Annotated in this window: 30 protein-coding genes; 7 read left to right on the top strand and 23 right to left on the bottom strand. The window is 54.3% G+C overall.

The genetic code is table 11. From position 1 onward, the window contains the following. Positions 1-103: 103 nt before the first annotated feature. Positions 104-766: an iron-sulfur cluster repair protein YtfE gene (ytfE, locus tag AC1MKH_RS02325; RefSeq protein ID WP_149462875.1), complete on the top strand. Its 663-nt coding sequence runs from the start codon at positions 104-106 to the stop codon at positions 764-766. Between the two features lie 69 nt (positions 767-835). Here the strand turns inward: ytfE and AC1MKH_RS02320 are convergent, their stop codons facing one another. From AC1MKH_RS02320 to bamJ, 3 genes are all read right to left on the bottom strand, one after another. After that, positions 836-988, bottom strand: coding sequence for a Hok/Gef family protein (locus AC1MKH_RS02320; RefSeq protein WP_188016907.1), 153 nt, complete (start codon positions 986-988; stop codon positions 836-838). 270 nt (positions 989-1,258) lie between these two features. Beyond that, positions 1,259-2,665 (bottom strand): D-serine/D-alanine/glycine transporter, encoded by a 1,407-nt coding sequence (gene cycA, locus AC1MKH_RS02315; protein WP_276220621.1) that lies wholly within the window; start codon positions 2,663-2,665, stop codon positions 1,259-1,261. 312 nt (positions 2,666-2,977) lie between these two features. Then, a complete protein-coding gene (gene bamJ / locus AC1MKH_RS02310) occupies positions 2,978-3,598 on the bottom strand; it encodes a BamJ family beta-barrel-assembly machinery protein (RefSeq protein WP_015966186.1) in 621 nt (206 codons plus the stop codon). Between the two features lie 231 nt (positions 3,599-3,829). Between bamJ and AC1MKH_RS02305 the strand changes: the two genes are divergently transcribed. Then, a complete protein-coding gene (locus AC1MKH_RS02305) occupies positions 3,830-4,483 on the top strand; it encodes a LysM-like peptidoglycan-binding domain-containing protein (RefSeq protein ID WP_276220625.1) in 654 nt (217 codons plus the stop codon). Positions 4,484-4,518: 35 nt separating this feature from the next. Here AC1MKH_RS02305 and AC1MKH_RS02300 read toward each other — a convergent pair whose 3' ends face one another. The 5 genes from AC1MKH_RS02300 to rpsF all read right to left on the bottom strand — a co-directional run bounded on the left by AC1MKH_RS02300 (position 4,519) and on the right by rpsF (position 7,035). Then, complete coding sequence (locus AC1MKH_RS02300) at positions 4,519-5,451, bottom strand: DMT family transporter (protein WP_108476141.1); 933 nt, start codon at positions 5,449-5,451, stop codon at positions 4,519-4,521. 144 nt (positions 5,452-5,595) lie between these two features. Further along, positions 5,596-6,045 (bottom strand): 50S ribosomal protein L9, encoded by a 450-nt coding sequence (gene rplI / locus AC1MKH_RS02295; RefSeq protein WP_015368607.1) that lies wholly within the window; start codon positions 6,043-6,045, stop codon positions 5,596-5,598. Positions 6,046-6,086: 41 nt separating this feature from the next. After that, complete coding sequence (gene rpsR, locus AC1MKH_RS02290) at positions 6,087-6,314, bottom strand: 30S ribosomal protein S18 (protein ID WP_000135199.1); 228 nt, start codon at positions 6,312-6,314, stop codon at positions 6,087-6,089. 4 nt (positions 6,315-6,318) lie between these two features. Beyond that, positions 6,319-6,633: a primosomal replication protein N gene (gene priB / locus AC1MKH_RS02285; RefSeq protein ID WP_015966189.1), complete on the bottom strand. Its 315-nt coding sequence runs from the start codon at positions 6,631-6,633 to the stop codon at positions 6,319-6,321. Between the two features lie 6 nt (positions 6,634-6,639). Beyond that, entirely contained in the window at positions 6,640-7,035 is a 396-nt protein-coding gene (rpsF, locus tag AC1MKH_RS02280; RefSeq protein WP_015966190.1) for a 30S ribosomal protein S6, read from the bottom strand. 340 nt (positions 7,036-7,375) lie between these two features. Here rpsF and yjfY point away from each other — a divergent pair, with 340 nt between their 5' ends. Next, positions 7,376-7,651 (top strand): DUF1471 family protein YjfY, encoded by a 276-nt coding sequence (yjfY, locus tag AC1MKH_RS02275; RefSeq protein WP_276220646.1) that lies wholly within the window; start codon positions 7,376-7,378, stop codon positions 7,649-7,651. Positions 7,652-7,732: 81 nt separating this feature from the next. Here the strand turns inward: yjfY and ulaF are convergent, their stop codons facing one another. Genes ulaF through ulaA form a run of 6 tightly spaced genes read right to left on the bottom strand, consistent with a single transcriptional unit; the run spans position 7,733 to position 12,139 of the window. Next, the gene (ulaF, locus tag AC1MKH_RS02270) at positions 7,733-8,419 is read right to left on the bottom strand and encodes an L-ribulose-5-phosphate 4-epimerase UlaF (protein ID WP_276220648.1); all 687 of its coding nucleotides are present in this window, start codon (positions 8,417-8,419) and stop codon (positions 7,733-7,735) included. Then, the gene (gene ulaE / locus AC1MKH_RS02265; protein WP_276220650.1) at positions 8,419-9,273 is read right to left on the bottom strand and encodes an L-ribulose-5-phosphate 3-epimerase UlaE; all 855 of its coding nucleotides are present in this window, start codon (positions 9,271-9,273) and stop codon (positions 8,419-8,421) included. The genes ulaF and ulaE overlap by 1 nt, the downstream gene beginning before the upstream one ends. A gap of 9 nt (positions 9,274-9,282) precedes the next feature. Beyond that, entirely contained in the window at positions 9,283-9,933 is a 651-nt protein-coding gene (gene ulaD / locus AC1MKH_RS02260) for a 3-keto-L-gulonate-6-phosphate decarboxylase UlaD (RefSeq protein WP_023216462.1), read from the bottom strand. Between the two features lie 13 nt (positions 9,934-9,946). Continuing rightward, positions 9,947-10,411 carry a PTS ascorbate transporter subunit IIA gene (gene ulaC, locus AC1MKH_RS02255; protein ID WP_276220654.1) on the bottom strand — a complete coding sequence of 155 codons (465 nt, stop codon included), beginning with the start codon at positions 10,409-10,411 and terminating at the stop codon, positions 9,947-9,949. Between the two features lie 9 nt (positions 10,412-10,420). Beyond that, positions 10,421-10,726 (bottom strand): PTS ascorbate transporter subunit IIB, encoded by a 306-nt coding sequence (gene ulaB, locus AC1MKH_RS02250; RefSeq protein WP_000218362.1) that lies wholly within the window; start codon positions 10,724-10,726, stop codon positions 10,421-10,423. Positions 10,727-10,741: 15 nt separating this feature from the next. Then, entirely contained in the window at positions 10,742-12,139 is a 1,398-nt protein-coding gene (gene ulaA, locus AC1MKH_RS02245) for a PTS ascorbate transporter subunit IIC (RefSeq protein WP_276220660.1), read from the bottom strand. Between the two features lie 362 nt (positions 12,140-12,501). Here ulaA and ulaG point away from each other — a divergent pair, with 362 nt between their 5' ends. Both ulaG and ulaR read left to right on the top strand, forming a co-directional pair. Further along, complete coding sequence (gene ulaG, locus AC1MKH_RS02240) at positions 12,502-13,566, top strand: L-ascorbate 6-phosphate lactonase (RefSeq protein ID WP_276220662.1); 1,065 nt, start codon at positions 12,502-12,504, stop codon at positions 13,564-13,566. Positions 13,567-13,712: 146 nt separating this feature from the next. After that, a complete protein-coding gene (ulaR, locus tag AC1MKH_RS02235) occupies positions 13,713-14,468 on the top strand; it encodes an HTH-type transcriptional regulator UlaR (RefSeq protein ID WP_108476134.1) in 756 nt (251 codons plus the stop codon). On the opposite strand, the gene yjfP is transcribed toward ulaR, so the two are convergent. After that, a complete protein-coding gene (gene yjfP, locus AC1MKH_RS02230; protein WP_276220665.1) occupies positions 14,465-15,193 on the bottom strand; it encodes an esterase in 729 nt (242 codons plus the stop codon). The two genes, ulaR and yjfP, sit on opposite strands and share 4 nt — an antisense overlap. Positions 15,194-15,399: 206 nt before the next feature. On the opposite strand from yjfP, the gene bsmA reads away from it, so the two are divergent. Beyond that, positions 15,400-15,711 (top strand): biofilm peroxide resistance protein BsmA, encoded by a 312-nt coding sequence (gene bsmA, locus AC1MKH_RS02225; protein ID WP_149464966.1) that lies wholly within the window; start codon positions 15,400-15,402, stop codon positions 15,709-15,711. Between the two features lie 160 nt (positions 15,712-15,871). After that, positions 15,872-16,147, top strand: a complete 276-nt coding sequence (gene yjfN, locus AC1MKH_RS02220) for a DUF1471 family protease activator YjfN (RefSeq protein WP_015966203.1) — start codon at positions 15,872-15,874, stop codon at positions 16,145-16,147. A gap of 63 nt (positions 16,148-16,210) precedes the next feature. Here yjfN and AC1MKH_RS02215 read toward each other — a convergent pair whose 3' ends face one another. The 8 genes from AC1MKH_RS02215 to hflK form a co-directional block, all read right to left on the bottom strand. After that, the gene (locus tag AC1MKH_RS02215; protein WP_276220668.1) at positions 16,211-17,830 is read right to left on the bottom strand and encodes an isovaleryl-CoA dehydrogenase; all 1,620 of its coding nucleotides are present in this window, start codon (positions 17,828-17,830) and stop codon (positions 16,211-16,213) included. Positions 17,831-17,948: 118 nt separating this feature from the next. Continuing rightward, positions 17,949-18,680, bottom strand: coding sequence for a 23S rRNA (guanosine(2251)-2'-O)-methyltransferase RlmB (gene rlmB, locus AC1MKH_RS02210; protein WP_276220670.1), 732 nt, complete (start codon positions 18,678-18,680; stop codon positions 17,949-17,951). Positions 18,681-18,786: 106 nt separating this feature from the next. Then, positions 18,787-21,228: a ribonuclease R gene (gene rnr / locus AC1MKH_RS02205; RefSeq protein ID WP_276220672.1), complete on the bottom strand. Its 2,442-nt coding sequence runs from the start codon at positions 21,226-21,228 to the stop codon at positions 18,787-18,789. A 38-nt stretch (positions 21,229-21,266) separates the two neighbouring features. Beyond that, the gene (nsrR, locus tag AC1MKH_RS02200; RefSeq protein WP_015966207.1) at positions 21,267-21,692 is read right to left on the bottom strand and encodes a nitric oxide-sensing transcriptional repressor NsrR; all 426 of its coding nucleotides are present in this window, start codon (positions 21,690-21,692) and stop codon (positions 21,267-21,269) included. Positions 21,693-21,897: 205 nt separating this feature from the next. Continuing rightward, the gene (gene purA, locus AC1MKH_RS02195; RefSeq protein ID WP_276220676.1) at positions 21,898-23,196 is read right to left on the bottom strand and encodes an adenylosuccinate synthase; all 1,299 of its coding nucleotides are present in this window, start codon (positions 23,194-23,196) and stop codon (positions 21,898-21,900) included. Positions 23,197-23,298: 102 nt separating this feature from the next. Continuing rightward, entirely contained in the window at positions 23,299-23,496 is a 198-nt protein-coding gene (locus AC1MKH_RS02190) for a DUF2065 domain-containing protein (protein ID WP_015966209.1), read from the bottom strand. Positions 23,497-23,569: 73 nt separating this feature from the next. Further along, positions 23,570-24,574 carry a protease modulator HflC gene (gene hflC, locus AC1MKH_RS02185; RefSeq protein ID WP_276220678.1) on the bottom strand — a complete coding sequence of 335 codons (1,005 nt, stop codon included), beginning with the start codon at positions 24,572-24,574 and terminating at the stop codon, positions 23,570-23,572. A 2-nt stretch (positions 24,575-24,576) separates the two neighbouring features. Next, a complete protein-coding gene (gene hflK / locus AC1MKH_RS02180) occupies positions 24,577-25,836 on the bottom strand; it encodes an FtsH protease activity modulator HflK (protein ID WP_276220681.1) in 1,260 nt (419 codons plus the stop codon). Between the last annotated feature and the right edge of the window lie 64 nt (positions 25,837-25,900).

Raw genomic sequence — 25,900 nt, 5'->3', positions numbered from 1 at the left:
CAGGCCACCCCGTTCCGAGGAAGATCACCCCCAAAGGGGTATATCTTCGCCTTAAAGATGCATTTAAAATACATCTTATATTATCGATGACGAGGTAACGACTATGGCCTTCCGCGACCAACCTTTAGGTGAGCTGGCGCTCTCCATCCCGCGCGCATCTGCGCTGTTTCGTAAATACGATATGGACTACTGCTGCGGCGGTAAGCAAACCCTGGCTCGCGCTGCGGCTCGCAAGGAACTGGACGTTGACGTGATTGAGGCTGAGCTGGCAAAACTGGCTGAGCAGCCGGTTGAGAAAGACTGGCGTACCGCCCCGCTGGGTGAAATCATCGATTACATTATTCCGCGCTACCACGATCGCCACCGTGAACAACTGCCGGAATTGATTTTACAGGCCACCAAAGTCGAACGCGTACACGCCGACAAACCGAACGTGCCAAAAGGCCTGGCAAAATATCTGACGATGCTGCATCAGGAGCTCTCCAGCCACATGATGAAAGAGGAGCAGATTCTGTTCCCGATGATCAAACAGGGCATGGGCAGCCAGGCGATGGGGCCAATCAGCGTGATGGAAAGCGAGCACGACGAAGCAGGTGAACTGCTGGAAGTCATTAAACACACCACCCAAAACGTGACCATTCCGCCAGAGGCCTGCACCACCTGGAAGGCGATGTATAACGGCATTAATGAAATGATCGATGACCTGATGGAACACATCAGCCTCGAAAACAACGTACTGTTCCCACGCGCGCTGGCGGGGGAATAAAAAAGGTGCCTTAGGTTCCTTTCCCAGGAATCGGACCCGACTATGCGGGGATTGCTCCCCGCATAACGGCTATTTCTTCGTTTCGCAAGCGAGAACAGCCTTAAACTCAATACCGCGCTCCTTGACGCTCAATTCGCAGAGCGAATCTCCCATCATTAACGCCAATCCCAGCACCGTAAAACAGAGCACTATGATTGCCACAAGGGCGTATTTTGTCAGCATCGCGTTGCCTCCATGCGAAGAAGAGGCTACTATCCGATTGTTTGGGTCGGGTAGTCAGCCTCAGGTTGATAGTTAACATCTTCCTGGGGCCTCCTCTCTCCAACCTCCGCAGTAGCCTGAAGTCAGAAAGCCTCAGGCACCCGCCAGCAATCATACCCTTCGCCACACAAAACACTGTTTATTTATACAGCAAGTTTCAATTTTCGGAATACGTTTAGACAGGCATAAAAAAAGGTGCCGTTAAGCACCTTTTTGACATTTCTCATCCGCTTATTTGGCGATGGCTTTTTTTCTCAGGAACATCCAGCCCAGCCCCAGAATCACGAACCACAGCGGAGTGACGATCAGCGCCTGACGGGTATCGGTTTCCAGCGTCAACAGAACGATAACGAACGCAAAGAACGCCATGCAGACCCAGCACATCACTTTACCCAGCGGCATCTTGTAGATCGATTTCTCGTGCAGATGCGGACGCTGTTTGCGATACACCAGGTAAGAACACAGGATAATCGTCCACACGAACATAAACAGAATCGCGGAGACGGTGGTGATCATGGTAAACGCCGCGATCACGCTTGGGTTCACATACAGCAGCACCACGCCGCCCAGCAGGCAGATACAGGAGAAGGTCAGCCCTTTCGCCGGTACCGCGCGTTTAGAGAGCTTGGCGAACGCTTTCGGTGCCACGCCGTCCTGCGCCAGGCCGAACAGCATACGGCTGGTTGAGAATACGCCGCTGTTCGCGGAAGACGCCGCTGACGTCAGCACCACGAAGTTGATAATGCTTGCTGCCGCCGGCAGGCCGACCAGCATAAACAGTTCTACAAACGGGCTCTTATCCGGGACAACAGAGCTCCACGGCGTCACGGACATAATGATGATCAGCGCGAAGACGTAGAACATGATGATACGAATCGGAATCGAGTTGATCGCCCGTGGCAGGGATTTCTCCGGGTCTTTGGTTTCCGCAGCCGTCGTACCCACCAGCTCAATCCCCACGAAGGCGAAGACCGCTATCTGGAAGCCTGCAAAGAAGCCGCTAATGCCTTTCGGGAACCAGCCGCCGTCATTCCACAGGTGTGCAAATGAGGCCTCGGTGCCGTTTGGTGCCTGGAAGTGCATCAGGATCATCACCAGGCCGACGACAATCAGTCCCACAATGGCGACGATTTTGATCATCGCAAACCAGAACTCCATCTCACCGAACATCTTCACGGTAGCAAGGTTCAGGCTCAAAAGCAGCACGACAACGGCAAGTGATGCCACCCAGTCCGACAGCCCCGGGAACCAGAACTGCGCATAGGCGGTTATCGCCACAACGTCGGCCATGCCGGTGACCACCCAGCAGAACCAGTAGGTCCAGCCGGTGAAATACCCCGCCCACGGGCCAAGCAGGTCGGCGGCGAAGTCGCTGAAAGATTTATATTCGAGGTTGGATAACAGCAGCTCGCCCATCGCACGCATCACGAAGAAGAGCATGAAGCCGATTATCATATAGACAAAAATAATCGACGGGCCGGCAAGACTAATGGTTTTCCCGGAACCCATAAACAGCCCGGTACCAATTGCGCCACCAATTGCAATAAGCTGAATATGCCGGTTCGTGAGGTTTCGCCGCAGCGATTGTTCAGCCGGAGCCTGTTCTTCGTCGGCTGCGACTTTTATCTGATCTACCATGTGATTTTCTTCCTGTTGGTTCTGTCTGTGTTGTGCAGGCTCTTGTGGCCTTTATTTCATCTAATGAGACGATCCCGAAAATAGGATGACTCGATATTAGGTAAGAATCGGCGGGATGAATACTATGATTTGAATATAATGTTAATTATATGTTGAAAGTGAGTGTTATATCACTCCAACTATGGGAATCACGTCACAAAAATACACGCAATAGATGTATTTGCAAGATAAAACTCCAGCAAATGTCTAACTTAAGAATTTACTACTCATTTTAAGTATCCCCTCACCATAAGGAGAGGGGATGACGCGAGCTTACAGGATTTCCAGCAACTCGACTTCAAAGACCAGGGTGCTGAACGGCGGAATGGACGCACCAGCGCCGCGCTCGCCGTAGGCCAGGTTATGAGGGATAGTCAGTTCCCATTTGGAGCCAACCGGCATCAGGGTCAGCGCTTCGATCCAGCCTGCGATAACGCCGTTAACCGGGAATTCAGCCGGTTCGCCGCGCGCAACGGAGCTGTCGAATACGGTGCCGTCGATCAGTTTACCGGTATAGTGCACGCGAACGTGGTCGGTGCGCGCCGGGATAGCGCCTTCGCCCTGAGTCAGAACGCGGAATTGCAGACCGGATTCGGTGCTGTTCACGCCTTCTTTTTCACGGTTTTCTTCCAGGTATTTCACACCGTCTGCCGCCATCGCTGCAAAACGTTCTTTACGCACAGCATCAGCACGTTCGTGGATTTCACGCAGCGCACGGTGCACAGCTTCAACAGGCACAGCAGGCTGTTTGCCTTCCAGTGCGTCAGCGATGCCAGCTACCAGCGCTTCCGGCAGCAGGCCCTGCAAACCGGACTCGCTCAGCTGCTGTCCTACCTGCAGGCCGATGCCGTAGCTTGCCTGTGCTTCGATGGTGTCAAAAGTCGGGGTGGCCATTGTCTTTCCTTTCTTCGGGTATAAAGTAGCGGGCAGCATAACAGCCATGCCCTGAACGGTAAACTTTGTGTCAGGAAAGATGACAAATCGCGGGGAAAAAGAAACAATAGGCTGGGAGAATGATCTTGCCTAAGGATGTGTTGCGAAAGCGCGCTTTGCCTCGCCGTTCAGGCAGTTAGCCAGCTATACTCGTGACGAGGATAATAAAAGACGCGGAGCAGGAGGAAAACCATGCCCGGGCGATTTGAGTTAAAACCTACGCTGGTGAAGATTTGGCATGCGCCGGATAATCTTCGCATCATGGACCCGCTACCACCCATGCACCGTCGCGGCATTATTATTGCTGCGCTGGCGGTGATCATCGGCTTCCTGCTGCCGTCAAACGACGACACAACGTCCGATCCGGTAAGCCGCACTGCGCAGCTCGATGTGCAGTCGCAATCACGCCCACAGCCCGACAACGCGCCAATGCAAACGCAGCTGGTGACGCCGAGCAACGATCCCGGCCTGGTCGCTCCTGTTGAGCCGGAACCTGTTCCTGAAGAACAGCCGCAGGAGCAAGAGCAGCCACAGGCGCAGAGCCAGCCGCAAACGCAGCCGTTCCAGGAAAATCAGGGCATCGACCAGCAGTGGCGCTCCTACCGCGTAGAACCCGGTAAAACGCTGGCACAGCTGTTCCGCGACCATAATCTTCCGGCAACCGATGTTTACGCGATGGCGCAGGTCGAAGGTGCTGGCAAGCCGCTGAGCAACCTGCAAAACGGCCAAATGGTACAAATTCGCCAGAACGCCAGCGGTGTGGTAACAGGGCTAACCATTGATACCGGGAATGGACAAGTGCTGTTTACCCGCCAGCCGAACGGCAGTTTTATTCGCGCGCGGTAATGCATTAGCCCGATGACATCATCATCGGGCTGACCTTACTTTTTGCTGACCTTATTCACCCACCAAATCCCCGAGCACACCAGCACCAGCGCCACCGCGTATTTCACTTCCAGAATATTTTCACCGAGGAAGATAGCGGACAGCACCGTTCCCGCGACCGGAATAACGAAGTTAAATGGCGCAATCATACTGACGCGGTTGTATTTGAGAATCACGCTCCACAGAGCGAAAGCGACGGATGAGAGGAATACCAGATACGCGAGGATCGCCAGCGCCGTCGTGCTCTCAATTGCCAGATGCCCCCCCGTGAGATAGCCGCCCACCACCAGCGCGCCACCGCCGATCGCCAGTTGCCAGCCCGTCATGACCGTAGGGTCAACCGTTTGTGAGATACGTTTGCCATAGAGCGTGGCTGCCGACAGGATAAAGGCGGCGAGCACTACAAAGCCATCGCCCTGCCAGACAAAGCTGAAATCCGCCAGCGAGTGGTTGAAGTTCACCAGCATCACGCCGATAAAGCCCAGCACGCAGCCGATGGTTTTGTTATAGCTCAGGCGGTCATTCTGATAGATAAAGTGCGCCAGTAACACGCTAAAGAAGGTGCCTGTCGCATTCATGATGGACCCCTTCACGCCCGTCGTGAACGCCAGACCGATGTAGAAGAAGGCGTACTGGATGGAGGTTTGCGTGAGCCCCAGCAGTGTGAGCTGACCGAACTGGCGACCGCTCAGGCGTGCGATAGGTTTACGCTGCGCCAGCGCGAAAAGCAGCAACACCAGCCCGGCAAACAGAAACCGGTAGCCAGCAAAGACTATCTTCGACGGGATATCGTCGGTCGCGATGTGAAAGAGTTCATAACCGTTTTTAATGGCGGGGTAAGAACTTCCCCACAGCAGGCAACAGAGCGTTGCACAGGCGTAAGCAACATGTTTACGGGCAAAGACGGGAGCCGGGCAGGCAGTTTCCATTCCATACACCAGAGTTAAAATGACGTTTCATTTATTATCATGGATTGTATGAGAAATAGCTACCATACCAGCGCTAAAGCAGAAGCGATAAAAAGCAAAACGCCGGCACAGGGCCGGCGTCTTGTCGTGGTGATGAGTAATTAATTACTCAGCAACAACGTTTACAACCAGTTTAGCGAATACTTCGCTGTGAACCTGGAAGTCAACTTCGTGCTCACCAGTGGTACGCAGAACGCCGTTCGGCAGGCGAACTTCGCTCTTAGCAACAGCAACGCCAGCAGCAGAAACTGCATCAGCGATGTCGCGAGTACCGATGGAACCGAACAGTTTACCTTCGTCGCCAGATTTAGACGCGATGGTAACGGTGCCCAGTGCATTGATTGCTTCAGCACGTGCGTTAGCAGCGGCCAGAACGTCAGCCAGTTTGGCTTCCAGTTCAGCACGGCGTGCTTCGAAGAATTCAACGTTTTTCTTGGTAGCAGGAACAGCTTTACCCTGTGGTACCAGGAAGTTACGAGCATAGCCCGCTTTAACGTTAACCTGATCACCCAGGCTACCGAGGTTTGCTACTTTATCAAGCAGAATAACTTGCATTACCTTATCCTCTCAAAGTCGTATTAATGGACCGTGACCGATTACTGATGACGATCAGTGTACGGCAGCAGGGACAGGTAGCGAGCGCGTTTGATAGCGCGAGCCAGCTGACGCTGGTATTTTGCACGGGTACCGGTGATACGGCTTGGGACAATCTTACCGCTTTCGGTGATGTAGTTTTTCAGCGTAGCGATATCTTTATAGTCGATCTCTTGAACGCCTTCCGCGGTGAAACGGCAGAACTTGCGACGACGGAAATAACGTGCCATATGGCTAGTCTCCAGAATCTATCAATTCAATCTGCTCGGCATGCAGGACCATTTTAGTCAGGCCATTCTTTGCTTTGTGGCAAGAGATAAAGCCCTGAACGGTGACTGCGCTACCGACCGTTATACTGTGAGTAATGGCCTGGTTTTCGTGTCCGCTAATAATAACGGGCATTTGGCACCACGCCTGCCGGTGAAAGCCGGCTTCCTCTTGCACAGAACGATGCTCAAGCACGAACTGGCAGTGAGGAATTCCTGATGGACTGACCTTTCGAAGGGGAGCCCTGCACACGGTGCCGGACAGCGCCAGACGGTTGGTCATCAGAAATTACTCTTCAGAATCCCCAGCTTCAGCATCATCTGCGGTTTCGTTTGCGAAATCATCGCGACGTTCACGACGCTCGTCTTTCGCTTTAACCATCGGAGATGCTTCGGTAACAGCGTGTTTAGTACGCATAACCATGCTGCGGATAACGGCATCGTTGAAGCGGAAGTTAGTTTCCAGCTCATCGATCGCTTCCTGCGGAGCTTCAACGTTCAGCAGAACGTAGTGAGCTTTGTGCAGTTTGTTGATCGGATAAGCCAGCTGACGGCGGCCCCAGTCTTCCAGACGGTGGATCGTACCTTCTGCTGCAGTGATTGCACCAGTGTAGCGCTCGATCATGCCCGGAACCTGTTCGCTCTGGTCAGGATGGACCATAAAAACGATTTCGTAATGACGCATCGAATTGCTCCTTACGGATTATTCAGCCTCCTGTCTGGGTCAGCCGCGGCCCATGGAGGCAAGGAACGTGTTAAAGGGCGGCTGAAAAATTGACGCGTCATAATACTTGTACGGCCTGTGAAACTCAAGGTGATTGCACAAATAATTCGCACAAAGCGTAAAGCGGGTCTAAGGCGATGATTTAGAATCAAACAGCATGAGATACGCTGTTTTTTTGAACAACCCCATCAAAAATGGTCACGATTTACCCTAAGAGAAACGATTACACTTTACTCAGAGAACAACCGTATTGAGAGGAGCGAAGTTACCGTAACGTCAGTGCTGAAGTGGAGCGTACAGGATGAAAAATATCACCATTGCCATTCTCGCGGCGCTGTTTCTAAGTGCAAACGTCTCCGCCGCCATCAAAATCGACGCCCGTCAGGCTCGCAATATGGACGATGTGCAGAGCTTAGGGGTCATTTATATCAACCATAATCTCGCGACGGTCAGCGAGGCTGAGCTGGCGCTGAATGAAGAAAGCGACGCTCAGGGCGCGAAATACTTCCGCCCGATATTAATGCATGAGCCGGGGAGTAATGGCGTGATACATGCAAGTGCCGCTGTTTATCGTTAAGCATCATGATGATGCAGTAAAGAAAGGCCCCGTCGCCTGACCGACGACATCCCTGAGGAGATTCGGCAACGGGGCGCTTAGTTACTTCTGCCCGTAATAGGCGTTTGGCCCGTGCTTACGCATGAAGTGTTTATTCATCAGGTAGCTGTCGATAGGGTTTAGCTGCGGGTTAATACCGCGCGCAATCCACGCCATTTTCGCCACTTCTTCCATCACCACTGCGTTATGCACCGCATCGTGAGCGTCTTTCCCCCAGGCGAACGGTCCGTGCTGATACACCACAATTCCCGGCGTATGCAGCGGCTCGGCGTCACCCAGCGTTTCGATAATCACTTTGCCAGTGTTTAGCTCGTATTCACCCTGCACTTCTTCTTCGCTTAACCCGCGCGTACACGGGATATCACCAAAGAAGTAGTCAGCGTGCGTAGTACCTAACGCCGGGATCGCCAGCCCCGCCTGCGCCCATGCGGTGGCATGAGTCGAGTGAGTATGGACAATGCCGCCCAGCGACGGGTAACGATGGTAGAGTTCGAGATGCGTTGCGGTGTCTGAAGAGGGACGATACCGCCCGTCTACCACTTCACCACTCATATCGACCACCACCATATCGTCTGCTTTCATGATTTCGTAGGCGACACCGCTGGGCTTAATCACCACCAGCCCGCGTTCGCGGTCAATGGCGCTGACGTTGCCCCAGGTAAAGGTCACCAGTCCGTAACGCGGCAGATCCATGTTGGCTTCAAACACCTGCTGTTTCAGCTTTTGCATTATGCCGCCTCCACCATGCCTGCTTTGGCCATGCGCGCTTTCACCCAATCACGCGCTTTCGCCACTTCTGCCGCCGGGTCTTCCGCCGTTTCGCTCCACATCTCAATCAGATAGGGCCCGCAATAGCCACTCTGTTTAAGCGTTTCGAAGCAACGTTCGAAATCCACTACACCTTCGCCAAACGGCACGTTTTTGAAGACGCCAGGTTTGGTGTCTTTCACATGTACCGCGACGATATGCCCGATTCCGGCCTGCAACTCCATCTGCACATCGTTGTCCCACGCCGACAGGTTGCCGATATCCGGGTAGAGCTGGAACCACGGGTTGTTGAGATAGTGCGCGTAGCCCAGCGCCTTGCTGATGGAGTTCATCAATGGGTAATCCATGATCTCCATCGCCAGCGTCACCTGCGCGCGGCTTGCCATCTCAACGCTCTCTTTCAGGCCGTCACGGAAACGACGACGCGTTTCGTTATTGGCTTCCTGATAATAAACGTCATAGCCCGCCAGCTGGATCACACGGATACCGACATCCTGGGCGAACTGGATAGCTTTGCGCATAATCTCCAGCCCCTGCGCCCGCACCGCGTCATCTTCGCTACCCAGCGGGAAACGACGATGAGCAGAAAGGCACATAGACGGTACACGCACGCCGGTTTCCGCAATCGCGTTGACCAGCGCCAGACGCTGCTGGCGGCTCCAGTCGAGGCGCGACAGGCGTTCGTCAGTTTCATCCACCGACATCTCGACAAAATCGAAGCCTAACGTTTTTGCCAGTTGCAGCCGTTCCAGCCAGCACTCCCCGGCGGGGAGCGCTTTTTCATAGATGCCAAGCGGGATTTGTTTGGACAACATATCCGCTCCTTAGCCCCACAGTTGGGCGATGGAACGTTTGAATTGACGCGCGGCTTCAACCGGAGACGCAGCATCACGGATGCTGCGACCCGCGATAAACACATGAATCGGAATACCTTTGAACAGCGGCAGATCTTCCAGCGCCAGGCCACCGGTGACGGTCACTTTGAAGCCCATATCAGAAAGACGTTTGATCGCGGTGATGTCTGCTTCGCCCCACGCCACGCCTGCGGCCTGTGCGTCGCGGCTGCGGTGATAAACCACCTGCTGAATGCCCGCATCACGCCACTGCTGCGCCTGTTCCCAGGTCCAATAGCCGGTCAGTTCGATCTGCACGTCGCCGTTAAACTCTTTCGCCACGTCCAGCGCGCCTTTGGCGGTGTTGATATCCGCACAGCAAATCACGGTCACCCAGTCAGCGTTGGCTTCGAAGCACATACGAGAAAGGATTTTGCCCGCATCGGCAATTTTGGCGTCTGCCAGCACGATTTTGTGCGGGTAGAGTGCTTTCAGGTCACGAACCGCACGCACGCCTTCGCCCACGCACAGAATGGTGCCCACTTCGATAATGTCGACTTCTTCGGCAATCAGGCGAGTGGTTTCGTAGGCGCTATCCATAGTCTGGTTGTCCAGCGCGACCTGCAACATCGGTAATGACATGTTCAATTCCTTCTTAAGCTGCCGCGTTGGTGCGGTCAATGAGATCCAGTACTTCCTGCTCGGTACGGCAGGCACGTAAACGGTCGAAATTCTCTTCATCTTCAAACAGGTTGACGATCTGCATGATGCCCACTTCCTGGTGAGTGTTGGCATCGACCGCCGCCATAGTGATAAGGATATCCACCGGGTCGTTATCTTCGTGGTTGAACTCCAGCGGCTTTTTCAGCGTCACCAGCGCAAAACCGGTTTTCTTAACGCCCTCTTCCGGGCGACCGTGCGGCATTGCCAGGCCTGGAGCGAGCACAAAGTATGGGCCGTGCTGTTCAACGCCATCCAGAATCGCCTGGTAGTAACGCGGCTCAACAACATCGGCCGCCACCAGCAGGTCAACGCCGATTTTCACTGCGTCCTGCCAGGTTTCAGCTTCAGCCTGCAGACGGATGGATTTATTTTCAGCCAGCGAATCACGTAATTTCATGGCGCGCCCTTACTTCACGTCCTGCGGGAAATGTTCTTTGATCACTTCCAGCAGTTTCGGGCCAAAGTCAGCCGGAGAGAGCATGTTGCGCACGCCAACCACGTATTTGTTGCCGGTCACGGTGATTTCGCCCGCGATATGGGTAGACGCGATGATGATATCCGCGCCACTCAACTCGCTTTTGTACTCGCCAACCGCGCAGCTGTTTACCGTGTGGTCGATGTTCGACTGGGTTAAAAACTGGTCCACTTTCATCTTCATGATCATGGAACTGCCTTGTCCGTTGCCACACACAGCCAGAATACGTACGGTCATAATCAAAACTCCTTATTAAGCAGACTGTTCTGCCAGTTGTTTTTCTGCATCTTCTTCTGCGCGCAGCGCGCGGCCAGCGAAGAACATATAAGCCAGTGCAATGACGATGATGACGGTCATAAAGGCGATACCGATGGAGAAGAAGCCCTGCATCATCGGCGGTGCCAGAATCGACCAGTCCGCCATCCCCATCCAGGCACTCATACCGGTAAGTTTCACCGCCCAGACGCAGCCGAAGATTTCAATCATCCCCATCACCAGACAAATCTTGATCGCCGCACGCCAGCCGCCGAAGTGGTTAGCGAACACGCCGATAGTGGCGTTAGAGAAGAACATCGGGATAAAGCCCGGAATAATCAGAATGGAAGAGCCGCAGGCGACCAGAATGCCAACCGCAATCAGTTGACCGATGGTGCCCCACATAAAGCCCCAGACCACGGCGTTTGGCGCGAAGCTATAGATAGCCGCGCAGTCAATCGCCAGCACCGCACCGGGGATCAGGCGTTGGGAAATGCCGTTAAACGCTTCAGAGAGTTCCGCCACAAACATGCGCACGCCCTGAGTGATGATGAAGATCGCCACCGCAAAGGAGAAACCGGTTTGCAGGATGTAGACCGTCCAGTGCACTTTGCCCGCCATCGCCTGCACGGTATCGATACCGAAGGAGAGCAGAATGGCACCAAAGAAGATGGTCATGACAATCGCCGTGGAGACGATGTTGTCGTGGAAAATGTTCAGCCAGCCCGGCAGTTTGAGGTCTTCAACGCTCTCCTCTTTTTTGCCGAGGAACGGCGCAACTTTATAGGCAATCCAGGATGCAAACTGCTGCTGGTGACCGATGGAGAAACCACAGCCGTCCGTCACTTCCTGAGTTGGCTTGTACATCATGTTGGAGGTTATGCCCCAGTAGAGCGAAACCAGAATCGCGGTGCAGATAATGGTGGTCCACATGGAGTAGCCAAAGATGAACAGCGTGACGGCAATCAGCCCGGCCTGCTGGAACATGATGTGGCCGGTCAACATGATGGTGCGAATGCCGGTAATGCGACGCAGCAGTACGTAACAGATGTTCAGCGCCAGAGCCAACAGCACCGCGTAACCCACCCAGCTATAGGCATCGCCCATGCGCTCGATAGTGGCCATCATCGAAGCGTAAGTATCTGAAATCGCACCGTTGATGCCATAAACTTCCGACATTTTCGCCACCACCGGTTTGAAGGTGCTGGTCAGGATGCCGGACCCGGCCTGCAGCAGCATAAAACCGATAATCGTTTTGATGGTGCCTTTGATAATCACGCTGACGCTTTTACGCAGCAGGATGTAGCCCAGGCAGGTCACGATACCCAGTAACAGCGGGGCATTGGTCATTACCTGATTAAAAAAAACGGTAAAGATGTTGTAGAGGATATCCATAACGCTCTCCGGGATTGAAGGCGCAGCGGTCAGCATGCGTCTGTCTGTTTTGAATGCTCACTCTAATAATCAAAAATAATCACAACAAGATTTAATTTGATTAAATGTGACTTGCGCCGCAATAATAACCCCCATCCTTATATGGATATAAATGATTCTGATTATCAATTAATTTATCCATTTAAAATCAATAAAATACAAACAAAACACATTAATTCAAGCCGTTATAAAATACATACAGAGACATAGCCTCCTGCCTGTCTTGTGATCAATGCCCATTGCAATCTTGAAAAAACAGCGTCATTATCAATCACAACAAATCACCATGTGACGTATTTTGAAATCTTTAAGAGGGATAAATCATGAGTAAAGTAGAAACTATCACGCGTGAATCCTGGATCCTGAGCACCTTCCCGGAATGGGGCTGCTGGCTGAACGAAGAGATTGAGCAGGAGAAAGTGGCACCGGGGACATTTGCGATGTGGTGGCTGGGCTGCACCGGTATCTGGTTGAAATCTGAGGGTAACACCAATATCTGCGTCGATTTCTGGTGCGGTACTGGCAAGCAGAGCCACGGCAACCCGCTAATGAAGCAGGGCCACCAGATGCAGCGCATGGCGGGTGTGAAAAAATTGCAGCCAAACCTGCGCACCACCCCGTTTGTCCTTGATCCATTTGCCATACGCCAGATCGACGCCGTGCTGGCTACTCACGATCATAACGATCATATCGATGTGAACGTCGCCGCAGCCGTAATGCAAAACTGCGCTGATGATGTGCCGTTTATCGGGCCAAAAACCTGCGTGGATTTATGGATCGGCTGGGGTGTGCCGAAAGAGCGTTGCATCGTGGTTAAACCGGGCGACGTGGTGAAAGTGAAAGACATTGAAATTCATGCACTTGACGCCTTTGATCGTACGGCACTGATTACCCTGCCTGCGGATCAAAAAGCGGCTGGCGTACTGCCAGACGGTATGGACGATCGCGCGGTGAACTACCTGTTCAAAACGCCTGGCGGCACGCTGTATCACAGCGGCGACTCCCACTACTCTAACTACTATGCAAAACATGGTAACGAGCATCAGATCGACGTGGCGTTAGGATCGTATGGTGAAAACCCGCGCGGTATTACCGATAAAATGACCAGCGCCGATATGTTGCGTATGGGCGAAGCGTTAAATGCGAAAGTGGTGATCCCGTTCCATCACGACATCTGGTCAAACTTCCAGGCCGATCCGCAGGAAATCCGCGTACTGTGGGAGATGAAAAAAGATCGTCTGAAGTATGGCTTTAAGCCGTTTATCTGGCTGGTTGGCGGCAAATTCACCTGGCCGCTGGATAAAGACAATTTTGAGTACCACTACCCGCGTGGTTTCGACGACTGCTTCACGATTGAACCCGATCTGCCGTTCAAATCGTTCCTGTAAGCACTTGTTCTGCCGGATACCCTTCACGTATCCGGCTCGCAACGCTCTCCTTTGCCGGATAGATCCTATCCGGCGCTCTCCTGACATAGTATTTTCGTGACATTTCAAATATCATCTTTGCTCATCATTTTTTATCGGATTAGCTCATGACGGAAGCGCAAAGGCATCAAATATTACTCGAACTGCTGGCGCAGACAGGCTTTGTCACCGTAGAACAGGTGATGACCCGACTGGGGATTTCACCGGCCACCGCTCGCCGGGACATCAACAAGCTCGATGAAAGCGGCAAACTGAAAAAAGTGCGCAACGGTGCCGAAGCTATCAATCAACCGCGCCCGCGCTGGTCACCGATGAATATTCATCAGGCGCTGAATCACGACGAGAAAGTTCGTATCGCCAGAGCCGCATCCCAGCTGGTGATGCCCGGTGAAAGCGTGGTCATTAACTGCGGGTCAACCGCTTTTCTGCTGGGGCAGGAAATCTGCGGTAAACCGGTGCAAATCATCACCAACTATTTACCACTGGCGAACTATCTGATTGAGCAGGAACATGACAGCGTGATCATCATGGGCGGGCAGTACAACCGCAGCCACGCCATTACGCTCAGCCCACAGGGCAGTGAAAACAGCCTATACGCCGGGCACTGGATGTTCACCAGCGGTAAGGGCCTTACCGCCGAAGGGTTGTATAAAACCGACATGCTCACCGCGATGGCCGAACAAAAGATGCTCAATGTTGTCGGTAAACTCGCCGTGCTGGTCGATAGCAGCAAAATCGGCGAGCGAGCAGGCATGCTGTTCAGCCGCGCCGATGAAATCGATATGGTTATCACCGGCAAGCAGGCTGACCCGGATATCCTCAAAGCGCTGGAAGCACAAGGCGTGCAGGTGCTGCGCGTTTAGAGATGGCGCGTAAAGAAATCCACGGCGCAGGTTAAGGCTTCTGGCGTAATGCGATGACGCACGCCAGCTTGCCAGACACAGGTCAAATTAGCGTCCAGTTGGTCGCGCTTCAACGCCTGCTGCAGACGAAATGTTTCATCAGGCGGCACCACATCGTCAGCATCACCGTGCCAGAGCAGCAGCGGCCTGTCTGCGACACGGGCGAGCTGCTGGCTGACATCCCACTCGGCCAGCAGCGGCGCAAGGCCAGCACGCTGCGTTTCGGCGGGGGGGAATAGCGTTGTGGAAAGCGAACCGAAATAGCCTGACCCCATCAGGCTAGCCACGCATTTAAGCTCAGGATGATGTGTCATGATCCCCAGTGCCGTCATTCCGCCCATCGAAGCCCCCGCCACCGCCAGACGCCCCTCGCTCACCAGTCGCTCACGGTATAGCGCTTCCTGCAATGCCGGAAACTCATGAAAGTTTTGCAGCAGGATCTGCCAGAAGTGCTGTAACCGTTGCTGCTCGTCACCGTTAAAGCGCGCCCCGTGTTCCGCCGCGCTCGGCATCACCACGCGAAAACCAGCCTGCGCCAGCGCGACGGCAAAATAGCTGTAAACCAGGTTTGAGGAGGTAAATCCATGATAAAAAACGATGCATGGCAGCGGTTGTTCAGCGCAGCCTTTCGGGAACGCATGCAGGATTTCATTCCCCGCGAGCATGCGCATTTCCAGTTCAATCATCGGTTGCCTCCTTCCGGCATACTGAATATCAGGCAAAGCAGTGGGGCTTTAGCAGATGATCCTTTGTCTGATTTTTAACATTGAGAACCAAGTTGCACTTTCGTGAGATTTTCATTCGAAAATAGCGCTTGAGATAACAAATCGGGAACATTCCCCTAATGGGAATTTCCTTATACCACTACACTGTGAATATCAGGAAACGGGATATGGTTATGCGTCGCTTTACTCCTCTGTTACTGGCGTTACTGTTGAGCAGTTGCAGCATTCTGGAAGGTACGCCTACGGCCCCTCCAGCGGCAACGGATACTCCACAAGAAATTCGTCGTAACCAGACGGAAGGTTTGCAGCGGATGGGCACCATCAGCGTCATGATATATGGCTCGCCAATGGATGTCGAAGCCGCGCTGAAAGCCAAAGCGACTGCGGCCAAAGCGGATTACTACGTCATCATTATGATTGATGACAGCACGGTGGTTCCGGGGCAGTGGTATTCGCAGGCCATCCTTTACCGTAAATAGTGGACAACATTGTTGAACCAGATTTACGCAGGTTTGTACCTTATTCACGTTTCCCTGATGCAATATGGCGTCAACAACGACCCATCCGAAGGAGCGGATGCAAGTATGCCCTGACGTCTGCTATGGACTGCCCTACGGGGTTTTGTATATGGAGCTGACGATGAAACGATCTCTTACCTTATCTACCCTGCTCTTTTCTGGCGGCGCCAACACCAGCGCGGCGCAGTCGGCTGAATTTGCCAGCGCGGATTGCGTTACCGGGCTGAATGAAATCGGGCTGATTTCCGTGAACAATATTTCCGGTAGCCAGCAAGATGTCGAAGATGCCATCGCCCAGAAAGCGGATGAACAAGGTGCTTCCTGGTATCGCATTGTTCAGATGTACGAAGAGCAGCAACCGGACAACTGGCGAGCACAGGCGATTATCTATGCCTGAGACAATAAAACGCGTGGAAGAGTAACCGGCAGAAAGCCGCTCTTCCACGACGTCACCATTTCCTCACACGCCCCCTGTCGCCCTCAGCAGTACGTCACTGATAACCTGATCGTTAAGCAACACGCCGCCGCGCATATCCAGCATCATTCGACACCAGGCCTGCGCCATCGGTGGTGACGCATATTTCAGCATCTGCGCGCCCGTACCCAGTAAATAGATTTGCATCGCAATTTCGCGCCCCTGCGCTTCCGACGGCTTACGTAAACGCTGTTGCAACTGCCGCCACTGGCGATCGTAGTGGCGATCCTGGCCTTTCACGTCGCCGCACATCTCCGCCAGCAGTTCCAGCGCATCCGGCTGCTTTGTCAGCACGCGCAGCACATCCAGACACATGATATTGCCAGAGCCTTCCCAGATACTGTTCACCGGCATTTCGCGATAGAGACGCGGCAGTTCATTCTCCTCGCAATACCCGGAACCGCCCAGCACTTCCATCGCCTCGGCGACAAACGGCATACCCGCCTTGCAGATGGCGAATTTCGCCGCTGGTGTAAACAGCCGCGCCCAAAGGCGCTCAGCCTCATGTGACTGCCGTCCCCATGCGCCAGCAAGGCGAAACAGAAACGCCGTTTGTCCTTCAAGCTGTAATGCCATTCGCCCCAGCACCTGGCGCATCAGCGGTAAATCGACCAGATTCTTGCCAAACGCCTGACGCTGGAAGGCATGATAAAGCGCCACCGACAGCGCCCGACGCATCATGCTGTGGCTGCCCATTGCGCAATCAAAACGCGTCAGGCCACCCATGCGTAGAATTTGCCGCACGCCCTCGCCCTCTTCGCCCAGCAGCCAGCCGATAGCGTCCTGAAATTCAACCTCACTGCTGGCGTTAGAACGGTTACCGAGCTTATCTTTCAGGCGTTCGATACGAATGGCGTTGCGCTGCCCGTCGGGCAACAGACGCGGTACGAAGAAACAGGAAAGCCCGCCAGTGGCCTGCGCCAGCACCAGGTGCGCATCGCTTTGCGGCACTGAGAAAAACCATTTGTGACCCACCAGCCGATAGCTGCCATCCGCCAGACGCTCCGCACGCGTGGTATTGCTTAACACATCCGAACCACCCTGCTTTTCCGTCATCCCCATCCCTATCAGCAACCCGCGTTTTTGCCCGCCGGGCAGCAAATGCGGATCGTAGCGATCGCTCAGAAGTGGCGTTAGCCACTCTTTAAACTCGCCTGGTAGCGCCTGTTGCAGCAAGGGAGTGGCCGCAAACGTCATGGTAATCGGGCAAAGCGTTCCGGCTTCCACCTGCGCATGCAGCATAAAACGCGCGGCGCGGGCAACGAACGAGCCCGCGCGAGCATCCTCTTCCCACGGCAGGTTGTGTACCCGGTTGGCGCACAGCCCCTGCATCAGCAGATGCCACGCGGGATGAAAACGAACGTCGTCCAGACGTGTGCCGGTGGCGTCGTAGCGCAGAAGCTCGGGGGGATTGGTGTTGGCGAGCCGCCCCAGTTCCAGCGATTCGGCGGTACCCAGTTGCTGACCGATACTTGCCAGCAGGTCGCTATCCCAGCCCGCGCCTTCGCGCGCCAGCGCCTCGCGCAATGCGCCATCGGACAAAAACAGATTGCTGTTATTTAACGGGCCAGGCTGATTAAAAACGGTGTGCGTTTGCCAGGACATGTGTCTCCCTCCGTCAAGTGGCAGTGCTTTAAGTATGGACAGAGGTAAGGATTTGGCGCCGGATGGCGGTCACAAAAAAGCCATCCCGTGGGATGGCTTGATTTTAACGCATGATGCATTAACCGCGCTGGCGTACCGCTTCAAACAGGCAGATGCCCGTCGCCACGGAGACGTTCAGCGAGGAGACGCTGCCCGCCATGGGAATGCTGATCAGCTCGTCGCAGTGTTCACGGGTCAGACGGCGCATACCTTCGCCTTCAGCCCCCATCACCAGCGCCATACGGCCGGTCATTTTGCTCTGATAGAGGGTGTGATCCGCTTCGCCCGCAGTGCCGACGATCCAGATATTCTCTTCCTGCAGCACGCGCATGGTACGCGCCAGGTTAGTGACGCGGATCAGCGGAACGTTTTCCGCCGCACCACAGGCCACTTTCTTCGCGGTCGCGTTAAGCTGCGCGGAGCGATCGCGCGGAACAATCACCGCATGAACACCCGCTGCATCGGCGCTACGCAGGCAGGCACCGAGGTTGTGCGGATCGGTGACGCCATCGAGGATCAACAGGAACGGGTTTTCCAGCGAAGCGATCAGATCCGGCAGATCGTTTTCCTGATACTGACGGCCCGGCTTCACGCGCGCAATAATGCCCTGATGCACGGCACCTTCGCTTTTCTCATCCAGATACTGGCGGTTCGCCAGTTGGATCACCACGCCCTGCGCTTCCAGCGCATGGATCAGCGGCAACAAACGTTTATCTTCGCGGCCTTTTAAAATAAAGACTTCCTGAAAACGTTCAGGAGCGCGCTCCAGCAGGGCCTGGACTGCGTGGATACCGTAAATCATTTCACTCATTGATGGGTCTCATTGCTAACGTTTTGCCGGGGGCGCTGCGCTTGCCCGGCCTACCGATTATTCTCCCTCTCCCCTATGGGGAGAGGGTAGGGGTGAGGGGCAGGTTTTACTCCGCCACTTTCTTCTTCGCCGCGCGCTTCGCTTTGGTTGCGGCAGCAATTTTCTGCGTTTTCTCAGACGGTTTTTTCGCTTTTCTCGCGTCTTTCTTCGCGGCTTTCGGCTTCTGCTTTTTCTCACCGCGGAAAGCGCTGTCCGGCTCGAAATTCACTTTCTTGCCAACCTGGCGACGGCGACTGCCGTTTTTATTCGCCGGCCCTTTCTTCGCTTTTTCGCGTTCAGTTTTGCCGACATTACGCGGCGCACGTTCGCTGGAAATCAGCGAGAAGTCAATCTTACGCTCGTCCATGTTTACCGCTTCCACGCGTACTTCCACGCGGTCGCCCAGACGATAGGTCTGCCCGCCGGATTCACCAATCAAACGCTGACCAATCTGGTCGAAACGATAGTAATCGTTATCCAGCGATGAAACGTGGACCAGGCCATCGATAAACAGCTCATCGAGACGGACAAAGAAGCCAAAACCGGTCACGCTGGCAATGACGCCTTTAAAGACGTTACCCACCTGATCCTGCATGAAGTCACACTTCAGCCAGTCAGCGACGTCACGCGTGGCTTCATCAGCGCGGCGTTCGGCCATGGAACAGTGCTGACCCAGTTGCAGCATCTCTTCCATCGAGTAGTGATAGCCACCGGTTTCCGTGGTGTTACCTTTATGGCCCTGCTCTTTCGCCAGCAGATACTTAATGGCGCGGTGCAGCGACAGGTCAGGATAACGACGAATCGGCGAGGTAAAGTGTGCATACGACTGCAACGCCAGGCCGAAGTGACCCCGGTTTTCCGGGTCGTAAATCGCCTGCTTCATCGAACGCAGCAGCATGGTTTGCAGCATTTCGGCGTCAGGACGATCGGCGACGGATTCCAGCAGCTCGGCGTAGTCACGCGGCTCCGGCTTGTTGCCGCCCGGCAGTTCCAGGCCCAGCTCCGACAGAACGGAACGGAATGCGGTAATCGCTTCCGTCGTTGGCTTATCGTGAATACGGAACAGCGCAGGTTCTTTCGCTTTCTCGACGAAACGCGCCGCCGAGATGTTTGCCAGAATCATGCACTCTTCAATCAGTTTGTGCGCATCATTACGCTGCGTCTGCTCAATACGTTCGATACGGCGTTCGGCGTTGAAGATAAACTTCGCTTCTTCGCTCTCGAACGAGATACCGCCACGTTCGCCGCGCGCTTCATCCAGCACTTTATAGAGGTTATGCAGCTCTTCGATGTGCTTAACCAGCGGCGCATACTGCTCACGCAGATCCTGATCGCCCTGCAGCATATGCCACACTTTGGTGTAGGTCAGACGCGCGTGCGAGCTCATCACCGCTTCATAGAATTTATAACCCGTTAAGCGGCCTTTTGATGAGACGGTCATTTCGCAGACCATACACAGGCGGTCAACCTGCGGGTTCAGCGAGCACAGACCGTTAGAGAGCACTTCCGGCAGCATCGGTACAACCTGAGACGGGAAGTAAACGGACGTACCACGGTTGCGCGCTTCTTTGTCCAGCGGGGTTGGCGGACGAACGTAATAGCTTACGTCGGCAATCGCCACCCACAGACGCCAGCCGCCACCGCGTTTTTTCTCGCAGTAAACCGCATCGTCAAAGTCACGGGCGTCTTCACCATCGATAGTGACCAACGGTAAATCACGCAGATCGACACGGCCAATTTTCGCTTCTTCCGGCACCTGCTCTTTCAGCCCGGCAACCTGCGCTTCTACCGCTGGCGGCCAGACGTAAGGGATCTCATGCGTACGCAGCGCCATGTCAACGGCCATGCCGGTGCCCATGTTATCGCCGAGCACTTCGACAATTTTACCAATCGCCTTGGTGCGGCGGGTTGGGCGCTGGGTCAGTTCGACCACCACCACAAAGCCCATACGCGCGCCCATCACCGCTTCTGGCGGGATGAGAATATCAAAGCTCAGGCGGCTGTCGTCGGGCACCACAAAACCGACGCCCGCATCGGTGAAGTAGCGGCCAACGATTTGCCCGGTTCTCGGCTCCAGCACGCGCACAATACGCGCTTCGCGACGGCCTTTACGATCCGCGCCCAGCGGTTGTGCCAGCACCTGGTCGCCATGCATGCAGACTTTCATCTGTTCGCTGGAGAGATACAGGTCGTCTTTACGCCCCTCTACGCGCAGGAAGCCATAGCCATCGCGATGACCGATAACCATGCCTTTCAGCAGGTCGAGGCGTTCCGGCAGCGCATAGCACTGACGACGAGTGAAGACCAGTTGCCCATCACGCTCCATGGCGCGCAGGCGACGGCGAAGGGCTTCAATCTGCTCTTCGCCTTCAATGTTCAGTTCAACCGCCAGCTCTTCACGATTGGCAGGTTTTTCACGTTTTGTTAAATGATCGAGGATAAATTCCCGGCTCGGGATAGGATTGGCGTATTTTTCAGCTTCGCGGTCCAGGAAAGGGTCTTGTGACATATCGGTTCCTCCGTAGTCATCGTTGTCGGCGATAGTCTTTACTCCACCAACAATAATTTATAAAGCGGTTGATTCTCTTCAACCAAATCGGCCAGTGTGTAGTTATCCAGTTCCTTGAGAAAACTTTGCACGGCTTGAGAAAGCGCCTGTTTCAATCGACAGGCCGGTGTGATGTGGCAGAACTCACTGCTGCAATTGACCAGCGAGAGAGGTTCCAGTTCGCGGACAACGTCGCCTACGCGAATCGTCTCCGCCGGCTTGCCCAGCCGGATCCCGCCATTTTTCCCCCGCACTGCCGTCACGTAGCCCGCGCGGCTTAGCTGGTTGATGATTTTCACCATATGGTTACGTGACACGCCATAGACCTCTGTCACTTCAGAGATACTGGTCATCTTGCCATCTGGCAACGACGCCATGTAGATCAGCGCGCGTAATCCATAATCGGTAAAGCTTGTTAACTGCACATCAACCTCAGGGGAACAGGAACTCGGGAAGAATAATTTCGAATATTTATATTGATGATAAACCAGCCACCAGCCAGGTCGCTAATTTTTTCGGTGCGGGAAGGAAAAAAGCGCGGATCTTGCAAGATATTAAGCCGGATACAGCGCAATGCGCGTTATCCGGCCTACAGGCCCGGTGACTCTCGTTACCGGGCATTTCCATCAATTACGCGTCGAACGGGTCGCGCAGAATCATGGTTTCGGTACGGTCAGGGCCGGTAGAGATAATATCAATCGGCACACCGGTCACTTCTTCGATACGCTTGATGTAGTTCAGCGCTGCCTGTGGCAGGCCGCTACGCTCTTTCACACCGAAAGTGGATTCAGACCAGCCAGGCATGGTTTCGTAAATCGGCTCGATACCTTCCCAGTCGTCTGCTGCCAGCGGAGTGGTAGTGACTTCGCGGCCATCCGGCATACGGTAAGCCACGCAGAGTTTAACCTCTTTCAGGCCGTCCAGTACGTCCAGTTTGGTCAGGCAGAAGCCAGACAGGGAGTTGATCTGCACCGCACGGCGAACCGCAACGGTATCCAGCCAACCGGTACGACGGCGACGACCGGTGGTTGCACCGTATTCGTTACCCTGTTTGCACAGGAATTCGCCGGTGTCATCAAACAGCTCAGTCGGGAACGGACCCGCACCCACGCGAGTGGAGTAAGCTTTGATGATACCCAGTACGTAGTCAACATAACGCGGGCCCAGGCCGGAGCCGGTCGCCACGCCACCCGCAGTGGTGTTGGAAGACGTTACGTACGGATAGGTACCGTGGTCGATATCCAGCAGCGTACCCTGCGCGCCTTCGAACATGACGAAATCGCCACGTTTGCGCGCCTGGTCCAGCAGGTCAGACACATCAACGACCATGCCGGTCAGGATGTCGGCAACCGCCATGACATCGTCCAGCACTTTCTGGTAGTCAACTGCGTCTACTTTGTAGTAATTCACCAACTGGAAGTTGTGATATTCCATCACTTCTTTCAGTTTTTCAGCGAAGGTTTCTTTGTCGAACAGATCGCCAACACGCAGACCGCGACGCGCGACTTTATCTTCGTAAGCCGGGCCGATACCACGACCGGTGGTACCAATCGCTTTCGCGCCACGCGCTTTCTCACGTGCGTTATCCAGCGCAACGTGATAATCGAGGATCAGCGGACATGCTTCAGAGAGCAGCAGACGTTCACGAACCGGGATACCACGGTCTTCCAGTTCTTTCATCTCTTTCATCAGCGCGGCAGGAGACAGCACAACACCGTTACCGATGATGCTGATGACATTCTCGCGAAGAATACCTGATGGAATAAGATGGAGGACGGTTTTTTCACCGTTGATTACGAGAGTATGGCCTGCGTTGTGACCGCCCTGGTAGCGTACAACATATTTAGCCCGTTCTGTCAGGAGATCGACGATCTTCCCTTTACCTTCGTCACCCCATTGGGTGCCCAGTACGACGACGTTGTTACCCATTTTTCAAAATCACCGTTTGCTTAAAAATGGATTCTACCATCGCTTTTTCAGATATACAGCACTTTTTATATTCAAAATCATGCTGAAAAGGCCGCTTTTTGTTCAGCTAATCGTTTTCGTCAACATGTAGTAGATCACAATGCCCGCAACCACAAGACCGCCGCCAAATCGGCGCAACATCGTATCGGGTAATTGGGTCATCGTAGCGATCATTTTGCGCCAGGCCTTCGGATAAAGCATCGGGCCAAGCCCTTCCAGCACCAAAACTAACGCCAGCGCGAGCCAGATAGTGGAGTTCATTTTTCGTCCTTATAAAAGAAAACCACCGGCATCCGAAGATGCGGTGGTTTTTAAGCAGTCACGCTGTGGGCGATTAACGCGCCGTAGCGTTCGGCGTTTTCATGTAGCGGAAGAAATCGCTGTCCGGACTCAGAACCATCACGTCCTGGTTGCTCTGGAAGCTGTTTTCGTACGCACGCAGGCTACGGATGAAAGCATAGAAATCCGGATCCTGACTAAATGCATCAGCAAACAGCTTAGCCGCTTCGGCATCGCCTTCACCGCGCAGGATACGGCCCTGACGCTCAGCTTCCGCCAGCGTTTTGGTCACTTCATAGTCCGCAGTCGCACGCAGTTTTTCAGCTTCTTCCTGACCCTGTGAACGGTGACGACGGGCAACCGCTTCACGCTCAGCACGCATACGGTTGTAAATCGCCTCAGACACTTCGGTCGGCAGGTTGATCTGCTTGATACGCACATCGACTACTTCAATACCTAACGCCGCCATACTGTTCGGGTTGATGACCGGCACTTTACCGTTGGTTTCAGCGGTGACGCGCTCAGCGGCTTCGGCAATCGCGTTATCCGCGGCTGGCGTTTCCACTTCGTCTTCGGTACCCGCAGAACCGGAGTTCAGCGCATCACGCACTTCCAGGGTCAGACGACCACGGGAATCGGTGACGATGTCTTTCACATCCAGACGACCAATTTCAGAACGCAGACGGTCAGAGAACTTACGTTTCAGCAGCACTTCTGCCTGAGAAACGTCACCACCGCCTGTTGCCAGGAAGTAGCGGCTGAAATCGCTGATGCGCCATTTGATATAGGAATCAACGATCAGGTCTTTTTTCTCTTTGGTTACAAAGCGATCGGCCTGGTTGTCCATGGTCTGAATACGCGCATCCAGCATTTTAACCGACTGAATAAACGGAACTTTAAAGTGCAGGCCCGGCTCATAAATCAACGGTTTTTTGTCGCCATCACGCACGACGCTGCTGAACTGGAACTTGATCCCACGCTCACCTTCTTTAACCACAAAGATAGAGGTGTACAGCACTACCAGCACGATGATGATAATCGCGATAACTGACTTACGCATCGTTATTCCCCCTGACGCTGGTAGTCGTTACGCTGCGCGTTAGCGCGGCGTTGGTCCATAATGTCGCCCTGACTGGTGGACGATGAGTTGCTCGCTCCGCTGTTGCTGGAGGAAGACGCCGGCGGCAGACGCAGCAGGTTGTTGGCCCCGCTGTTATCGTTCTTTGCACCGGAGGTATTCCCGCCTTTCAGCATCTGGTCGAGCGGCAGAACCATCAGGTTGCCACCTTTGCTATCGTTAACCAGCACTTTGCGCGTATGGCTCAGGACTTTTTCCATGGTCTCGATGTAGAGACGCTCACGGGTGATCTGCGGCGCTGCTTTATACTCCGGCAGGATCTTGGCAAAGCGAGCCACTTCACCCTGCGCTTCCAGAACGGTCTGCGTCTTATAGGCGCGCGCCTCTTCCAGAATACGTTGAGCCTGACCGTTCGCACGCGGCTGAACTTCGTTGGTGTACGCTTCCGCTTCACGAATGTATTGCTGCTCGTTTTCACGCGCGGCAATCGCATCATCGAAGGAAGACTTCACTTCTTCCGGTGGACGAGCGGCCTGGAAGTTGACGTCCAGCAGGGTGATACCCATGTTGTACGGACGAATGGTTTCTTCCAGCTCACGCTGGGTATCACTACGAATAACGGTACGACCTTCCGTCAGGATGCGGTCCATGGTGTATTTACCGATGACACCACGCAGGGCACTGTCGGTCGCCTGACGCAGACTGTCGTCGGCGCTGGTGACGCTAAACAGATAGCGCTGCGGATCGGTCACGCGGTACTGCACGTTCATTTCAACGCGCACCACGTTTTCGTCAGAGGTCAGCATCACGCCGGAAGCGGCCAGTTCACGTACGGCCTCCACGTTCACCGGCGTCACTTCGTCGATAAACGTTGGTTTCCAGTTCAGGCCCGGCTCAACCAGATGGCTGAACTTACCAAAACGCGTGACCACGCCACGTTCGGCTTCTTTAATGGTATAGAATCCGCTGGCTGCCCAGATAATGACGACGGCTGCCGCTGCGATACCGACGATGCGACCGCCCATTGGCGCGCGAGGCCCCTGGGTTGTACCGCCGCCAGAACCGCTCTTACCGCCGCCGAGGCCACCGAGCTTTTTGCTCAGTTTGCGGAAGATATCATCCAGATCGGGCGGCCCCTGTTCGCGACCACCTTTGTTTCCATTTCCCTCAGAGTTGCCGCCAGGTTTGCTGCTTCCCCACGGGTCGCGGTCTTGTCCGTTATTACCGGGCTGATTCCACGCCATGTATGTGCTCCATATTTGTTATGCGGTGATCCCCAATGTCTTGCGACGGCAGGGGACAGGCGAA

The sequence above is a fragment of the Pseudocitrobacter sp. CD920760 genome (assembly GCF_057782505.1).
This window is presented reverse-complemented; position numbering and strand designations above follow the sequence as displayed.

What these genes read in the sequence shown, in the direction of transcription:
- ytfE (WP_149462875.1), top strand. Translation starts at nt 104, where the DNA reads ATGGCCTTCCGCGACCAACCTTTAGGTGAGCTGGCGCTCTCCATCCCG.
- AC1MKH_RS02320 (WP_188016907.1), bottom strand. Translation starts at nt 988, where the DNA reads ATGCTGACAAAATACGCCCTTGTGGCAATCATAGTGCTCTGTTTTACG.
- cycA (WP_276220621.1), bottom strand. Translation starts at nt 2,665, where the DNA reads ATGGTAGATCAGATAAAAGTCGCAGCCGACGAAGAACAGGCTCCGGCT.
- bamJ (WP_015966186.1), bottom strand. Translation starts at nt 3,598, where the DNA reads ATGGCCACCCCGACTTTTGACACCATCGAAGCACAGGCAAGCTACGGC.
- AC1MKH_RS02305 (WP_276220625.1), top strand. Translation starts at nt 3,830, where the DNA reads ATGCCCGGGCGATTTGAGTTAAAACCTACGCTGGTGAAGATTTGGCAT.
- AC1MKH_RS02300 (WP_108476141.1), bottom strand. Translation starts at nt 5,451, where the DNA reads ATGGAAACTGCCTGCCCGGCTCCCGTCTTTGCCCGTAAACATGTTGCT.
- rplI (WP_015368607.1), bottom strand. Translation starts at nt 6,045, where the DNA reads ATGCAAGTTATTCTGCTTGATAAAGTAGCAAACCTCGGTAGCCTGGGT.
- rpsR (WP_000135199.1), bottom strand. Translation starts at nt 6,314, where the DNA reads ATGGCACGTTATTTCCGTCGTCGCAAGTTCTGCCGTTTCACCGCGGAA.
- priB (WP_015966189.1), bottom strand. Translation starts at nt 6,633, where the DNA reads ATGACCAACCGTCTGGCGCTGTCCGGCACCGTGTGCAGGGCTCCCCTT.
- rpsF (WP_015966190.1), bottom strand. Translation starts at nt 7,035, where the DNA reads ATGCGTCATTACGAAATCGTTTTTATGGTCCATCCTGACCAGAGCGAA.
- yjfY (WP_276220646.1), top strand. Translation starts at nt 7,376, where the DNA reads ATGAAAAATATCACCATTGCCATTCTCGCGGCGCTGTTTCTAAGTGCA.
- ulaF (WP_276220648.1), bottom strand. Translation starts at nt 8,419, where the DNA reads ATGCAAAAGCTGAAACAGCAGGTGTTTGAAGCCAACATGGATCTGCCG.
- ulaE (WP_276220650.1), bottom strand. Translation starts at nt 9,273, where the DNA reads ATGTTGTCCAAACAAATCCCGCTTGGCATCTATGAAAAAGCGCTCCCC.
- ulaD (WP_023216462.1), bottom strand. Translation starts at nt 9,933, where the DNA reads ATGTCATTACCGATGTTGCAGGTCGCGCTGGACAACCAGACTATGGAT.
- ulaC (WP_276220654.1), bottom strand. Translation starts at nt 10,411, where the DNA reads ATGAAATTACGTGATTCGCTGGCTGAAAATAAATCCATCCGTCTGCAG.
- ulaB (WP_000218362.1), bottom strand. Translation starts at nt 10,726, where the DNA reads ATGACCGTACGTATTCTGGCTGTGTGTGGCAACGGACAAGGCAGTTCC.
- ulaA (WP_276220660.1), bottom strand. Translation starts at nt 12,139, where the DNA reads ATGGATATCCTCTACAACATCTTTACCGTTTTTTTTAATCAGGTAATG.
- ulaG (WP_276220662.1), top strand. Translation starts at nt 12,502, where the DNA reads ATGAGTAAAGTAGAAACTATCACGCGTGAATCCTGGATCCTGAGCACC.
- ulaR (WP_108476134.1), top strand. Translation starts at nt 13,713, where the DNA reads ATGACGGAAGCGCAAAGGCATCAAATATTACTCGAACTGCTGGCGCAG.
- yjfP (WP_276220665.1), bottom strand. Translation starts at nt 15,193, where the DNA reads ATGATTGAACTGGAAATGCGCATGCTCGCGGGGAATGAAATCCTGCAT.
- bsmA (WP_149464966.1), top strand. Translation starts at nt 15,400, where the DNA reads ATGGTTATGCGTCGCTTTACTCCTCTGTTACTGGCGTTACTGTTGAGC.
- yjfN (WP_015966203.1), top strand. Translation starts at nt 15,872, where the DNA reads ATGAAACGATCTCTTACCTTATCTACCCTGCTCTTTTCTGGCGGCGCC.
- AC1MKH_RS02215 (WP_276220668.1), bottom strand. Translation starts at nt 17,830, where the DNA reads ATGTCCTGGCAAACGCACACCGTTTTTAATCAGCCTGGCCCGTTAAAT.
- rlmB (WP_276220670.1), bottom strand. Translation starts at nt 18,680, where the DNA reads ATGAGTGAAATGATTTACGGTATCCACGCAGTCCAGGCCCTGCTGGAG.
- rnr (WP_276220672.1), bottom strand. Translation starts at nt 21,228, where the DNA reads ATGTCACAAGACCCTTTCCTGGACCGCGAAGCTGAAAAATACGCCAAT.
- purA (WP_276220676.1), bottom strand. Translation starts at nt 23,196, where the DNA reads ATGGGTAACAACGTCGTCGTACTGGGCACCCAATGGGGTGACGAAGGT.
- AC1MKH_RS02190 (WP_015966209.1), bottom strand. Translation starts at nt 23,496, where the DNA reads ATGAACTCCACTATCTGGCTCGCGCTGGCGTTAGTTTTGGTGCTGGAA.
- hflC (WP_276220678.1), bottom strand. Translation starts at nt 24,574, where the DNA reads ATGCGTAAGTCAGTTATCGCGATTATCATCATCGTGCTGGTAGTGCTG.
- hflK (WP_276220681.1), bottom strand. Translation starts at nt 25,836, where the DNA reads ATGGCGTGGAATCAGCCCGGTAATAACGGACAAGACCGCGACCCGTGG.